This is a genomic window from Rhodanobacteraceae bacterium, assembly GCA_016713135.1.
Classification (GTDB): Bacteria; Pseudomonadota; Gammaproteobacteria; order Xanthomonadales; family SZUA-5; genus JADKFD01.
In genome coordinates this window covers 1-12,765 of record JADJPR010000019.1, presented here as the reverse complement: position 1 = coordinate 12,765, position 12,765 = coordinate 1, and the positions used below count along the sequence as shown (strand labels likewise).

General features: G+C 67.4%; 12 protein-coding genes, 1 tRNA gene and 5 pseudogenes. 14 read left to right on the top strand and 4 right to left on the bottom strand.

What is annotated here, in order from left to right; all coding sequences use genetic code 11:
- Positions 1–373 precede the first annotated feature (373 nt).
- Both IPK27_14990 and IPK27_14985 read right to left on the bottom strand, forming a co-directional pair.
- Complete coding sequence (locus IPK27_14990; protein ID MBK8068869.1) at positions 374–811, bottom strand: hypothetical protein; 438 nt, start codon at positions 809–811, stop codon at positions 374–376.
- A 1,128-nt stretch (positions 812–1,939) separates the two neighbouring features.
- Positions 1,940–2,554, bottom strand: coding sequence for a hypothetical protein (locus IPK27_14985; GenBank protein MBK8068868.1), 615 nt, complete (start codon positions 2,552–2,554; stop codon positions 1,940–1,942).
- Between the two features lie 182 nt (positions 2,555–2,736).
- Between IPK27_14985 and IPK27_14980 the strand changes: the two are divergent.
- The 6 genes and pseudogenes from IPK27_14980 to IPK27_14955 all read left to right on the top strand — a co-directional run bounded on the left by IPK27_14980 (position 2,737) and on the right by IPK27_14955 (position 5,617).
- A pseudogene (locus tag IPK27_14980) lies at positions 2,737–3,297 on the top strand (sulfite exporter TauE/SafE family protein).
- A complete protein-coding gene (locus IPK27_14975; protein ID MBK8068867.1) occupies positions 3,248–3,604 on the top strand; it encodes a TSUP family transporter in 357 nt (118 codons plus the stop codon). The pseudogene IPK27_14980 and the gene IPK27_14975 overlap by 50 nt, the downstream one beginning before the upstream one ends.
- 327 nt (positions 3,605–3,931) lie before the next feature.
- Positions 3,932–4,111, top strand: a complete 180-nt coding sequence (locus tag IPK27_14970; GenBank protein MBK8068866.1) for a hypothetical protein — start codon at positions 3,932–3,934, stop codon at positions 4,109–4,111.
- 2 nt (positions 4,112–4,113) lie between these two features.
- Complete coding sequence (locus IPK27_14965) at positions 4,114–4,899, top strand: NAD(P)H-binding protein (protein MBK8068865.1); 786 nt, start codon at positions 4,114–4,116, stop codon at positions 4,897–4,899.
- A 3-nt stretch (positions 4,900–4,902) separates the two neighbouring features.
- Positions 4,903–5,415 carry a hypothetical protein gene (locus IPK27_14960; protein ID MBK8068864.1) on the top strand — a complete coding sequence of 171 codons (513 nt, stop codon included), beginning with the start codon at positions 4,903–4,905 and terminating at the stop codon, positions 5,413–5,415.
- Positions 5,399–5,617: a thioredoxin fold domain-containing protein gene (locus tag IPK27_14955; GenBank protein ID MBK8068863.1), complete on the top strand. Its 219-nt coding sequence runs from the start codon at positions 5,399–5,401 to the stop codon at positions 5,615–5,617. The genes IPK27_14960 and IPK27_14955 overlap by 17 nt, the downstream gene beginning before the upstream one ends.
- Positions 5,618–5,728: 111 nt before the next feature.
- Here IPK27_14955 and IPK27_14950 read toward each other — a convergent pair whose 3' ends face one another.
- Positions 5,729–6,361, bottom strand: coding sequence for a serine/threonine-protein phosphatase (locus tag IPK27_14950; protein MBK8068862.1), 633 nt, complete (start codon positions 6,359–6,361; stop codon positions 5,729–5,731).
- 10 nt (positions 6,362–6,371) lie between these two features.
- A complete protein-coding gene (locus IPK27_14945; protein MBK8068861.1) occupies positions 6,372–6,836 on the bottom strand; it encodes an FHA domain-containing protein in 465 nt (154 codons plus the stop codon).
- 533 nt (positions 6,837–7,369) lie between these two features.
- On the opposite strand from IPK27_14945, the gene IPK27_14940 reads away from it, so the two are divergent.
- The 8 genes and pseudogenes from IPK27_14940 (at position 7,370) to IPK27_14905 (ending at position 12,742) form a co-directional block, all read left to right on the top strand.
- Positions 7,370–7,440: transfer RNA gene (locus tag IPK27_14940), tRNA-OTHER, on the top strand.
- 178 nt (positions 7,441–7,618) lie between these two features.
- Positions 7,619–9,418: pseudogene (gene thrS, locus IPK27_14935) on the top strand (threonine--tRNA ligase).
- Positions 9,419–9,650: 232 nt separating this feature from the next.
- Positions 9,651–10,331 carry a translation initiation factor IF-3 gene (gene infC / locus IPK27_14930; GenBank protein MBK8068860.1) on the top strand — a complete coding sequence of 227 codons (681 nt, stop codon included), beginning with the start codon at positions 9,651–9,653 and terminating at the stop codon, positions 10,329–10,331.
- A 200-nt stretch (positions 10,332–10,531) separates the two neighbouring features.
- Positions 10,532–10,844 (top strand): annotated as a pseudogene (rplT, locus tag IPK27_14925) (50S ribosomal protein L20).
- A gap of 112 nt (positions 10,845–10,956) precedes the next feature.
- On the top strand, positions 10,957–11,379 hold the full coding sequence (locus IPK27_14920; protein ID MBK8068859.1) for a hypothetical protein: 423 nt from the start codon (positions 10,957–10,959) through the stop codon (positions 11,377–11,379).
- The gene (locus IPK27_14915; protein ID MBK8068858.1) at positions 11,276–11,725 is read left to right on the top strand and encodes a hypothetical protein; all 450 of its coding nucleotides are present in this window, start codon (positions 11,276–11,278) and stop codon (positions 11,723–11,725) included. Before IPK27_14920 ends, IPK27_14915 begins: the two co-directional genes overlap by 104 nt.
- Positions 11,725–12,167 (top strand): annotated as a pseudogene (locus IPK27_14910) (hypothetical protein). The gene IPK27_14915 and the pseudogene IPK27_14910 overlap by 1 nt, the downstream one beginning before the upstream one ends.
- Positions 12,130–12,742, top strand: a pseudogene (locus tag IPK27_14905) (hypothetical protein). The pseudogenes IPK27_14910 and IPK27_14905 overlap by 38 nt, the downstream one beginning before the upstream one ends.
- Positions 12,743–12,765 lie beyond the last annotated feature (23 nt).

Below are 12,765 nucleotides of genomic sequence, written 5' to 3'. Positions count from 1 at the left end.
CGCCCACCTTGAAGCGCCAGCCCATCAGGTTGTCGGTCTCGATCCGGATCAGCTGGCCTTCCATCGCCGCCGGATTGGCCGGGTCGAATCCGCGCGAGAGCTGGAACTCGCCTTCCATCTGCGGCCACGCGGCGGCCCGATACCGTCATCTGCTGGTACCATCGCGCGCGGCCCTCCTCGCTGCTGGTGTCCGCGGCGGCCGCGGCCGCCAGCCATTCGTCCGCCTGGCGGGCGAGGGTGCCGAAAGCCGGGTCGCTCTGCGCGCCCAGGCTGACGCGCAGTTGCTCGGCGAGCCGGGTCATCGATTCGCGCGCCGCTTCATCGTCGCCGGGACGGCTGCCAGCAGCGGTCACCAGCGCCTGGACCGCGGGCATCAGTTTCGCGCGAGTGGCGTTGCGCTCCGCCTCCAGTTCGGCAATCCACGCCGCCGGCTCGCCGCGCTCGCGCGCCTGGGCAAGCTTGTGGTTCGCCAGCTCGAAGCGCTCGAGCGTCTTCGGCAGGCCGAAGGCATTGGCCTCGCGCGAACGGGTGCTGGCGTAGCTATGGCCTGTTCCGCCTCCCAGCCCGTGGTGTCGGCGCTGTCGCGCTGCCAGTACTCGCGCAGGCTGGCGAGCTGCGCCGCGGCCTCGGCGCCGCCGATGTCGGCCTCGAAGGCCCGCGCCACCGCCTCGATGCGCGCAGCGAGCGCCTCGCTACCCGGCAGGCGGGCGGCGTCCGCGCGCAGCCCGTCGATGCTCCGCGCAAAATCGTCGATAGCGCCCTCGCGGCTGTTGGGCGACATCCCGGCCTGGTCCGCCTGGAAGAGCGCCATCCGCCTTCGAGTTCCGTCACCTGGCTCGCGAGACGTTCGCTGTCCTCGGCGGCGGCGAACTGCCGGTACTCGGCACGCGCCTGGGCGAGCGCGGTGCGGTAGTCGTCCACCTGCTGCTTGCCGAGCACGCCCTGGTAGTTGGCGAGCAGGCGCTCGAAGTCTTCAGCCGCGCCCTCGAAGATGACCCGGTTGTGTACCGATCCGCGCAGGTCGTCGAGCGCCGAGTCGGCGCGGCGGGTGGCAGTGGCCGCGTCCGGGACGGACTGCGCGGATGCGCTGGCGGCGGCCAGCAATAGGGCAGCGGTGAGCAAACGGAGCGGGTGCATCGGGATGGCCTCGTCGGGCTGGGAATGGCCGGTTCAGGCTGGCCGATCACTGCCTGACATGCTGGAGCACTCCCGGAGCGCTGCCTGACTGGAAGCTGACATCCTTTGGATTCAGTGGGTTGGAGGAGCCAACTCGCGACAACTCGCCATCCGCAGCAGGTCGGGGTAGGGCGGGTCGATCCAGCACCGCCGGCGCTCTCCGCCCAGGCGCAACGCCAGCAAATCGGCCGATTCGGCGTGGGGTGAGCGTGCGATGCCGCTCGCGCGGGCTCGTCGAGGGCGGCCCGCGCCTGGTCGGAGATTGCCATCGCGCAGAGCGTACCAGCCGGCCACCAGGGCAGGCTCGCCGCGGCCGAAGCGGTCGTCGCTGCGGCCGGCAGTTTCGAGGAAGCGCCCACGCGGGAGCAGGCCGGGCGCGCGTTCAGCACCTCCAGTTCGATCGCCGCGCCGAGTTCCTGCAACTGCAAGGCCGCCGATTCGAGCCAGGCGCGCGCATCGTCGTCGCGTCCGTGGCGGAGTGCAACTTCGGCGGCCAGGCCGAGCAGGGTGGACGCCTTCTCGGCGCGTCCGCCCTCGCGCAGGGCGTGGGCGGCGCGGCGCAAGCGCGCATCGGCCTGGTCCGCGTCGTGGGCATAGAAGGCGCGCAAATGGCGCAGGGCGCCGGCGCGTTCGCCAACCTGGATGTCCAGATGAGCGCGCCGCAAGCGCAGCCGCCAGGCTTCTGGCCGCAGGGTCAGCAGCGCATCCACCGCCGCGCGCTCGGCGTCCTCGCCGATCTCGCCGGCGGCGGCAAAATCGACCATCAGGCGCGCATACGGCGGATCCTGCGGCGACAAGCGCTGGCGCGCCCGCTGCACCAGCTTGGCGGGTGGCTCAGGTCGTCGCTGCCGCGGTGGATCGCGCGCAGGGCGGGCAGCAGGGCGCTCTGCGGGTCGCTCTCGTCGGCGCTGCGCAACAACTGGCGCGCCTGCGCGGCGTCGCCGCGGTCCATCGCCTGTTCCACGGCGCGCAGCAGGCCAGCCGTCTCGGGACGGCTGGCGTGCAGGTCCGCTGCGCGCAGCGCATAGGAGTCGAACACCGGTTCCTCGTCGGCAGGCATCTCCGCCGGGCTGCGCGTGGCCTCGCGCCAGCCGAAGGCGAGCGCCAGCAGGGCCAGCAGGAGCAACGGCAGCATGGTCGTCCATGACCTGGATCGAGCCGGCGGGGGAGCGCCGGCCTCGGTGGCGTCGGGCGTCGGGTTTGCCGCAGCGTCCGGTGGGCGCCGGACGCGCTCGACCGGTGCGTCCAGCCGCAGGCCCTGGCGACGCACGGTCACGATGGCCTCGGCCTCGGCACCGAGCAGTTCGCGCAGCCGGCTGATCAGCTTGTTCAGGGCATCGTCGCTGATCTGCTGGCGCGGCCAGAGGCTGTCGAACATCTCGTCGCGGCTGACCAGTTCGCCGCCGCGGGCTGCACCGCAGTGCCAGCAGTTTCATCGGCAGCGGAGTGGCGGAGACATCGCTGCCGTCCACGCGCAGGCAGCCGCGCGCGAGTCAAGCTCGACCCGCCCGAAGCGATAGCCGACGATGTCGGTCTGCATCTCCATGGCCGGATGCTGACATGGCCCGCGATGGGTGCGTGAGCCCCGCGCGTCAGCAAAATGTCCGCGCTGCCGCCGCGCGGCAGGCGAGAATCCGCGCATCGCGGTCGGACCTGATGCGCATGGATGCGTGGACTTTCGTGCTGGCCATATTGGCCGGCTTTGGTGCGGGCCTGCTCGACAGCATCGTCGGCGGCGGCGGACTGATCATGACCCCGGCGATGGTCAACCTGTTCCCCGAATGGGCGATCCTCAACATCATCGCCACCCAGCGCACCAGTTCGATCATGGGCACCTCGGTGGCGGCGTGGAACTACTTCCGCCACGTAAGCCTGCCGTGGCCGCTGGTGCTCGCCGCCTGCGGCGCGGCGCTGCCGTGTTCGGCGCTGGGCGCGATGCTCGCCAGGCGCACCGACCCGCAGTTGCTGAAGTGGTCGATCCTGGCGATGTGCGTGCTGCTGGCGGTCTACACCTTCGTGCGCAGGACCTCGGCCAGCACCATGAGCCGCGCTTCGCCGGGCGCGTCAATGGATGGTCGCCGGATTGGTCGGCGCAGCCACCGGCTTCTACAACGGGCTGATCGGCCCGGGCACCGGCACCCTGATGGTGTTCGCCTTCGTCAGCGTCATCGGTCTCGACTTCCTGCGTGCGTCGGCGGTGTCCAAGGCGGCCAACGTGGCCGCGGACCTGAGTTCCTGGACGGTCCTGCTGCTCGGCGGCTATGTGCGCTGGATCGTGGTGCTGCCGCTGATCATCGGCAACATGGCCGGCAGCCAGATCGGCAGCCGCATGGCCATCCTGCGCGGCAGCCGCTTCATCCGCTGGGTCTTCCTCGGCGTGGTCTGCGCGCTGACCGCCAAGGTGGCGGTCGACCTGATCCGCGGCTGAGCCGGCGTAAGATGGCGGCCAAGCCCCCGCATCGGAGAATCCCATGTTGCGATACCTGCTGGCGGCGGTCTGCGTGCTGATCGCGGCGACCGCCTGGGGCGATGCGCCGAACGACTCGCCGCAGGCCTTGATGCGCGCGTTGTACCGGGTCCACGCCGAGGGCGACGGCCCGCTGTTGCGCAGCGAAGGCAAGGCGGAACGGCGCGTGTTCTTCACTGCGTCGTTGGTGGAGGCCCTGGAACGCGAGATCGACCGGCCCGATCCGGAGGAACTCGGCAACCTGGACTTCGATCCTTTCTACAACGCGCAGGAAACCGATCTCGGGCGATGGACGTCGCGGTCGCCAAGGTCAGCGGCAACGCCACCATCGCGCTGGTGCGCTTCGAGAACGCCGGCAATCCGATCGAGATCGCCTACCGCGTGGTGCTGGATGGCGAGGCCTGGCGGATCGACGACATCGAGTACGGCGAGGACCGCACGCTGCGCAAGACCCTGCGCGGGGAATGACCATGGCCACACCTGCGCTGATGCTGGCGGGCGCGACCGGGCTGGTGGGCAAGCAGGCGCTCGAGCGGCTGCTGCGCGCCGGGAACTGGACGGTCTGCGTGCCGGCGCGCAGCGACCTCGGCGTGCGCCACGCGCGTCTGCAGGTGGCGGTGGGCGACCTCGACAATGCGGCGACGCTGGCGCGCATCGAGGGCGACCTGCCGACCCTGGACGCCTTCGCCTGCGCGATCGGAACCACCCTGAAGAAGGCCGGTTCGGCCGCTGCCTTCGCCGCAGTCGACCGCGACATGGTGCTGGCGCTGGCCAATCTGGCGCGCCGCCGCGGCGCACGTCATGCCGTCGTGGTGTCGTCGGTCGGCGCTGTGGCAGGCTCGTCCAACCTGTACCTGCGGGTCAAAGGCGAGATGGAGGCGGGCATCGAGGCGCTCGGTTCAGGAACGCTGCGATTTCCTCCAGCCGGGGCTGCTGCTCGGCGCGCGTGGCGAAGCGCCGTCCCGGCGAGCACTTCGCCCAGCGCCTGGCGCCGCTCTACAACCCGCTGTTGCGCGGGCCGTTGCGACGCTACCGAGCGGTCGAATCGGCTGCTGTTGCCGCGGCGCTGGTGGTGCTGCTGCAAGACGCCGGGCCGGGCACCCGGCGCTGGGACAATGTGGGGATCGAAGACCTGGCCCGGCGCGGCTGAGCGCACCGTTCGGCGCGCGACAGACACCGTTCGGCGCCAGGGTGGAACTGCGGACACGGTGTTCACTCCATCGCCACGTTGCCGCTCCGGCAACCTTCAGGAGTGATCCATGCGAATCTTGCTCAGTCTCGGGCTGGCCGCTGTCGCGTTTACCGCCACGACGTCTGCGGAGGCCGGCGACGATGCCAAGGCGCGGGCCGCCGTCGCCCGCCTCGTGCCCGATGCCACCATTGAATCCATTGCGCCGGCGCCGATGGCGGGCTGGTACACCGCCGTGGTGAACGGCTCCGATGTCTACGTCAGTGCCGATGGCGAATACCTGCTGTCGGGTGCCCTGTGGCGGGTGGCGAAGAAGGAGAACCTGACCGAACTGGCACGCACGGACCGCCGCCGCGAGGCGATCGCGGCGCTCCCGGCAGACCACAAGATCAGTTTTGCTGCGGAACAGCCGCGGCATGCGGTGACCGTGTTCACCGCCATCGACTGCGGCTACTGTCGCAAGTTGCACGAGCAGGTGGGTGCCTACAACCAGGCCGGCATCAGCGTCGAATACGTGTTGTTCCCGCGGCGGCCTGCAGTCGCCGGCCTACCAGGAATCGGTGTCGGTGTGGTGTGCGGATGATCGCCGCCATGCGCTGACCCTGGCCAAGCGCGGTGAGCCCGTCGAACCGAAGATCTGCCCGAACCCGATCGCCGACAACCTGGCGCTGGCGCAGAAGCTCGGCCTGACCAGCACACCCACGATTGTTGCCAGTGACGGCACCGTCATGCTCGGCTTCGTGCCACCGGCGGAACTGAGCCAGCGGCTGGATGCGGCGATGTAGGCGCGCCGCGCGGAGATCCCGACGAGGAGAACCAACAGCGGCACCGCTCCGCGTCGCCGCTTCTCCGCTTCCTTCAAGACCCAAAACCCAGAACCCACAACCTGGCCCAGATCAGGCACACCGCTCCAGGGTCACGATGGTCAGATCGTCGTGCTGGCGCGCCGACCCTGCGTGCTCGGTAATCGTCGACTGCAGGCGCCGCGCGGCATCGGCGGCGCCTGCGGCGGCTTTCAGCACTTCGAGCACGCGCTCGCGGCCGAGTTCGCGGCCATCCGGGCTCTGCGCTTCCTCGACGCCGTCGGTGGTGACCATCAACACTTCGCCCGTCGCCATCGCCCGGTGCAGCACGCCGATATCCGGATCGCGCTCGGGGCCGAGCGCGAGGCCGGGGTCGATGCCGAGCTCGATCACCTCGCCGCCAGCCAGCTTGAGCAATCCCGCAGGATGCCCGGCGCAGGCAATCTCGATGGTGTGCTGGTGCGGATCGAGCATCACCGCCATCGCAGTGATGAACAAACCGGGTTCGACCACCTTGTGCAAGGAGCGGTTGAGCCGGCGCAGGATCGATTCCGGCGAGCCGCAGGCGGGCACGATCTCGAACAGCATGCCGCTGACGAAAGCCATGTACATCGCGGCCGCGACGCCCTTGCCGCAGACATCGCCCATCACGACGGCCTGGCGGCCGTCGTTGGCGATCGCCCAATGGATGAAGTCGCCACCGACGCCGAGCGCCGGCACGATCACCTGGCCTACTTCATAACCTTCGATTGCCGGGGGGCGGGTCGGACAGCATCCGCCGCTGCGAGATCCGTGCGAGCAGCAGTTGCGGCTCCACCCGCGAGCCGCCGGGCACCGTGGTCTGGTCGCGGCTGGATGGGACGTGCGTCATCGCCGGCGGGCTCAGGGCCTCGCCGCCGGGTGAGATGAACACCCGCCGGTGCAAATGACCAGGCGCAACTGGTCGCCGTCGGCGAGCAACACCGGGCGCTGGTCGGGCGGGCGGTTGTTGACGAAAGGTGCCATTCGCGCTGCCGAGGTCCTGTACCTCGACCTCGTCCCCGCGCACGCTGAAGCGCACGTGCTTGCGCGAAACGGTCGGGTGCTCGAGCACGATGTCGCCCGCCGGATCGCGCCCGGCAACTCCGCCGCTGGTGATGTCGAGCAGTTGCGTGGCGCCCAGCGCATCGGTGCACTGCAGGCGGACTCGGATGGACAACATGGAAACCCGTGCACAATTCGTGATGGTGCGCGGGTTACCAGTGTTGCGCCGTTGCGGGAGGTTGTGCGAGGGGATGAGGCTTCCGGTTCAGAAGTGCAGGGGACCTGACCGTCGGTTGTCGGTTGTCGCCATTGGATCCGGTGTGCCGAGGACCTGCGGGAGTTCCGTCCCTGGCGCTGCGCTTGTTCGCGCATCGAACTGGATGGCATGAGGGCACGAGGCCACGAGGGCACGAGGGCACGCAAGAGCCTGTTTGGTGCGATAGGAGCGCTTTTGCGTGCCCTCGCGCCCCTTGTCATCGGATGTTTCCAAGCAAAATCAATGTCATACTGATTGTTCGATGGTGGGAACCGCTTCAGCCGCGACCTCTTCCGGCGGCCGTTGGAAAGGTCGCGGGCAAGGCCGCGGTGTGCAGGCTTTGCTGGCGACCACCGACCACCGACCAACCCCGACCACCGAGGAAATCAATCCGACACTCGCGCCATGCCCCCTTGGCGAACGCAATTCCCTTCGCTATAGTTCCGGGCTCTCTTGGGCGCATAGCTCAGCGGTAGAGCACTACCTGACATGGTAGGGTCAGGTTCGATCCCTGTTGCGCCCACCAAGTTCGGCAAACGCAGCGAGGTGGCACATGAGCACTAAGACGGCGATCAACCACTGGCGGCCTGAGTGTCCTCGATGCAGCAATCAAAGGCGCTCGGCGCCTTTTTTTGTGCCCGGATTTGCCCTTCGATTCATGTTCCAGCCGTGTGGCGCTGTCCGCGCGGCGGCAGGAGAGTCCCATGTTGAATGTCCAACTCCCAGACGGTTCCATCCGTTCCTTCGAACAAGCGCTGTCGATCGGCGATGTCGCCGCCAGCATCGGCCCGGGCCTGGCCAAGGCGGCCTTGGCCGGCAAGATCGACGGCAAGCTGGTCGACCAAGCAAGCTCGGATCGTCACCGAGAAGCACCCCGACGCGCTCGAAATCGTGCGCCATTCGACCGCGCACCTGCTGGCGCAGGCCACCCAGCGCCTGTTCCCGGAAGCGCAGGTCACCATCGGGCCGGTGGTCGACAACGGTTTCTATTACGATTTTGCCTACCAGCGCCCATTCACGCCGGAAGACCTCGCCGCCATCGAGGCCGAAATGGCGAAGATCGTGGCCGAGGCGCTGCCGGTGCAGCGCAGCGTGATGGCCAAGGACGCCGCGATCGACTTCTTCAAGGCCAAGGGCGAGCTGTTCAAGGCCGAGATCATCGACGACATCATCCCGCCGGGCGAGGAGATCTCGCTGTACGGGCAGGGCGACTGGGTGGACCTTTGCCGCGGCCCGCACGTGCCCAACACGGGCAAGCTGGGTTCCTTCAAGCTGATGAAGGTGGCCGGCGCCTACTGGCGCGGCGACTCGAAGAACCAGCAGCTGCAGCGCATCTACGGCACGGCCTGGCTGAACAAGAAGGATCTCGCCGCCTACCTGACCCAGCTGGAGGAAGCGAGGAAGCGCGATCACCGGCATCGGCAAGCAGCTGGACCTGTTCCACATGCAGGAAGAGGCGCCGGGCCTGGTCTTCTGGCACCTCGGGCTGGGCGTTGTGGCAAGCCATCGAACAGTACATGCGCGGGGTCTACCGCAGCGCCGGCTACCAGGAGGTGCGCTGCCCGCAGATCCTGGACGTGAGCCTGTGGAAGCGCTCCGGCCACTGGGACAACTACCAGGACAACATGTTCTTCACCGAGTCCGAGAAACGGACCTACGCGGTGAAGCCGATGAACTGCCCCGGCCACATCCGGTGTTCAACCACGGCCTGCACAGCTACCGCGATTTGCCGATCCGCTACGGCGAGTTCGGCTCCTGCCACCGCAACGAGCCTTCGGGCGCGCTGCACGGCATCCTGCGCGTGCGCGGATTCACCCAGGACGACGGCCACATCTTCTGCACCGAGGCCCAGGTCGAATCCGAGGTCTCGGCCTTCCACGCACAGGCGCTGAAGGTCTATGCCGATTTCGGCTTTGGCGAGCCGCAGATCAAGATCGCGCTGCGGCCGGAAAGCGCCTGGGCGACGACGCCACCTGGGACAAGGCCGAGGATGCATTGCGCGCTGCGTTGCGCAACGCTGGCGTGGCCTGGGAGGAACTGCCAGGCGAGGGCGCGTTCTACGGGCCGAAGATCGAGTACCACCTGAAGGATGCGATCGGGCGCACCTGGCAGCTCGGCACCATGCAGGTGGATTTCATGATGCCGGGGCGCCTGGGCGCCGAATACGTCGACGAGCACAGCCAGCGCCGTCACCCGGTGATGCTGCGCGCGATCGTCGGGTCGATGGAGCGCTTCATCGGCATCCTGATCGAAACCACGCGGGCGCGCTGCCCGCCTGGTTGTCCCGGTGCAGGCGGTGGTGATGGGAATCACCGACGGACAGGCCGAATATGTCGCCGGCGTGGCCAAAAGCCTGTCAGATCAGCATTTCCGCGTCATTGCGGACTTGAGGAACCAGGGTCGGCTATAAAATCCGCGAGCACACGTTGCAGAAGATCCCGTACCTGCTCGTCGCTGGTGAGCGCGAAAGGAATCGAAGCGTCCGTCCGCCTGCGCACTGGTGAGGATCTCGGTGTCATGACGGTTGCGGAGTTCGCCGGACGCTTGCGTGCAGACGTGACGCACAGCGCCCGTTGACGGTGCCGATGCCGGCCCCATCGGTTTGATTTCCCAGGAGTTGCCGCCATAGCTGTCCTGGAACGCCCCACCCGGAAGAATGAAGAAATCCGTGTCCCGCAGATTCGCGTGATCGGCCCCTGACGGCGAGCAGGTTGGAATCCTGTCCCGCTTCGGGCCTTGCGCACGCTGGCGCAGGACGCCGGGCTTGACCTGGTCGAGATCGTGCCGAATGCCGATCCGCCGGTTTGCCGCATCATGGATTTCGGCAAGTACAAGTTCGAACTGCAGAAAAAGGCCAACCTGGCCAAGAAGAAGCAGAAGCAGGTCGAAATCAAAATGAAGTTCCGGCCGGGTACCGACGACGGCGACTTCGACGTCAAGATGCGGACGATCCGCCGCTTCCTCGAAGAAGGCGACAAGGTCAAGATCAGTCTGCGCTTCCGCGGACGCGAAGCTGGCGCACATCGACCCTTGGCGACGCGATGCTCTCGCGGATCGCCGGAAGTGGGTGAGGACGGCGTGGTCGAACGGCGCTCGCGCGTCGAAGGACGCGTGATGAGCATGATGAGTCTCGCGAAGAAGCCAGGTGCGGGCCTGATCGCCTGCTCTACGCCGCTGACAGTCTGTCGTCGCCGACCGGCCTGCCGGGGTAAGGCGGAGCCGCTGCTCGTCCGGCCTGACGGCCGGGGCAACCTCCGGGCAACCGGAATCCCGCAGCCAAACGGGTACGGATCGGGAAAGTACCGGTGGCAACACTGGTCACCGCTGGCTCAACCGAGTGGTGAAGGAAAGACAATGCCGAAGATGAAGAGCAACCGGGCGGCGGCCAAGCGCTTCCGCAAGACCGGTGGCGGCTAAGGTTCAAGAGATGTGGTCACGCGTTCAGGAACACACATCCTGACAAGAAGTCCGCAAGCGTAAGCGTGGCCTGCGCGCTCGGACCTGGTTCGGGCGGAAGACGCAGGTCGCGTGGCACGCATGCTGCTGTACGCATAAGGGAGGGTTTCGAAATGGCACGAAAGTGAAGCGTGGTGTAACGGCGCGTGCGCCACGCAAAGCTGCTGTCGCGCGCGAAGGGCTACTACGGCTCCCGCCACGGGTCTATCGCGTCTTCCAGCAGGCGGTGCCGTAGGCGCTGCGGTACGCCTACAGTGGTCACCAAGCTGAAGAAGCGCAGGTACCGCTCGCTGTGGATCGTCCCGCGTCAATGCGGGCCCGTCTGTGCGGCACGGGCTACAGCCGTCTGATCAACGGCCTGTCGAAGGCCGGGATCAGGATCGACCGCAAGGTGCTGGCCGATCTGGCGGTGCTGACATGGTCGCGTTCAAGGCGGTTGCAGACCAGATATGGCTGAAGCTCGCCGCCGCCTGAGCATGCGAGAGCTGAAAGCGGGCGCGCGGATCGTCGGCGCGTCTGCCATCCATGCGCAAGCGTTCGACGAACGGGAAGCTCGCTTTTCCCCGTTCGCGTTTCCGGGATCCCCATGAGTCTCGATCAACTGCTTTCCGGTGCGCAGGCGCGCATCGAATCCGCCGCCGACCTCGCCGCGCTCGATGCGCTGCGGGTGGAACTGCTCGGCAAGTCCGGCTCGGTGACCGCGCTACTGAAGACGCTCGGCAGCCTGTCGCCGGAAGAGCGCAAGACGCGCGGCGCGGAAGTGAACCGTGTGCGCGCGATGCGGTCGGCGGCGCTGAACCAACGCAAGTCGACGCTCGACCGGGTGGCGCTGGCGCCAAGCTGGAGCGCGAGCGCATCGGCATCAACCTGCCGGGTCGCCAGGTCGGGCTGGGCGGCCTGCATCGATCACCCGCGCGCTGACCCGCATCGTCAGCATCTTCGAGCGCCTGGGCTATACCGTGGCCGACGGCCCGGAGATCGAGCGACTGGTACAACTTCGAGGCATTGAATTTCCCGCCGGTCCATCCGGCGCGGACGATGCACGACACTTTCTATTTCCCCGACGGGCGCCTGCTGCACACCCACACCTCGCCGGTGCAGATCCGCGTTGTTTGCAGCGGCAGCAGCCGCCGATCCGCGTGATCATGCCGGGCAAGGTCTATCGCAGCGACTCGGACCAGACCACTTTCGCGATGTTTCGGCATCCAGGTCGAGGGCCTGGTCGTCGGTGGAACATCAACTTCGCCGACCTCAGGGCGTTGCTGAACTTCGTGCGCCTACTTCGAGCGAAGAGCCGAAGCTGTTATTCCACTTGTCGCCTTTGCCTTCACCAGCATGAGCCGTGGACGTACTGATGAACTGGGAACTTCCCGACGGCAGCGAGCGCTGGCTGGAAGTGCTCGGTTGCGGGATGGTGCATCCGAACGTGCTGCGCAACGTCGGGATCGACCCGGAGAAGTACACCGGCTTCGCCTTTGGCCTCGGCGTCAGGCGTTTCCGCCATGCTGCGCTACGGCGTGACCGATCTGCGCAACTTCTACGAGGAACGATTTGCGGTTCCTTGGGCAGTTCATGCAAGGACCAGCTCATTTCAACGCGGGACGGAGGGACGCGGAGAGAGTAGCGAAAGAGGAGGTCGCGAGTCGATGCGAACTCAAGCTCTGCGTCCTTGCGTCCTTTCTTTCCAACTTTAAATCCTTTGCGTCCAACGCTTTTCAGCCCGATCGAAGCGCCGGGCCCCAGAGAAGACTGAACAGATATGAAGTTTTCCGAGAACTGGTTGCGGCAACTGGTTGATATTGCTGCCTCGCGCGCGGAGCTGACGCATCGGTTGACGATGTGCGGCCTGGAAGTCGGAGTCAGGTGAGGCGCTGGGCAGGTCGCTGGATGGCGTGGTCATCGGCGAGATCGGTCAGGGGCCGTGCAACATCGAATACCGACCGCCTGCGCGTGTGCACGGTCAACATCGAGGCGGGTACGCCGCTGCAGATTGTCTGCGGCGCGCCGAATGCGCGAGTGGGCCTGAAGGCGCCGGTGCGCGACCGTCGGCACCAGGCTGCCGGGCGGGCTGCCGGACATCAAGGCGGCCAAGCTGCGCGGCGTCGAGTCGCCCGGCATGCTGTGCTCGGCGAAGGAGGCTCGGCACCGATGCCAGACAACTGCGGCCTGCTGGAACTGCCGGGCGATGCGCCCACTGGCACGGGTTTTGCGGCTTACCTCGGCCTTCCCGATGCCATCATCGAACTCAGCCTGACCCGAACCGCAGCGATTGCCTCGGCATGCGCGGGCTGGCAATGGAAGTCGCCGCCGAGCTCGGTACGGCGGCGTACCTGCGATCTGCGCCAGTCTCGGCGGCGCACGCCGGGAGCTGAAGATCTCGCTGGTGCCGGGCGCC

Coding starts and splice junctions, on each gene's coding strand:
- IPK27_14975 (MBK8068867.1), top strand. CDS start 3,248: ATGGTCGCCGGATTGGTCGGCGCAGCCACCGGCTTCTACAACGGGCTG.
- IPK27_14960 (MBK8068864.1), top strand. CDS start 4,903: ATGCGAATCTTGCTCAGTCTCGGGCTGGCCGCTGTCGCGTTTACCGCC.
- IPK27_14965 (MBK8068865.1), top strand. CDS start 4,114: ATGGCCACACCTGCGCTGATGCTGGCGGGCGCGACCGGGCTGGTGGGC.
- IPK27_14985 (MBK8068868.1), bottom strand. CDS start 2,554: ATGTTCGACAGCCTCTGGCCGCGCCAGCAGATCAGCGACGATGCCCTG.
- IPK27_14970 (MBK8068866.1), top strand. CDS start 3,932: ATGGACGTCGCGGTCGCCAAGGTCAGCGGCAACGCCACCATCGCGCTG.
- IPK27_14920 (MBK8068859.1), top strand. CDS start 10,957: ATGAGTCTCGATCAACTGCTTTCCGGTGCGCAGGCGCGCATCGAATCC.
- IPK27_14945 (MBK8068861.1), bottom strand. CDS start 6,836: ATGTTGTCCATCCGAGTCCGCCTGCAGTGCACCGATGCGCTGGGCGCC.
- IPK27_14990 (MBK8068869.1), bottom strand. CDS start 811: ATGGCGCTCTTCCAGGCGGACCAGGCCGGGATGTCGCCCAACAGCCGC.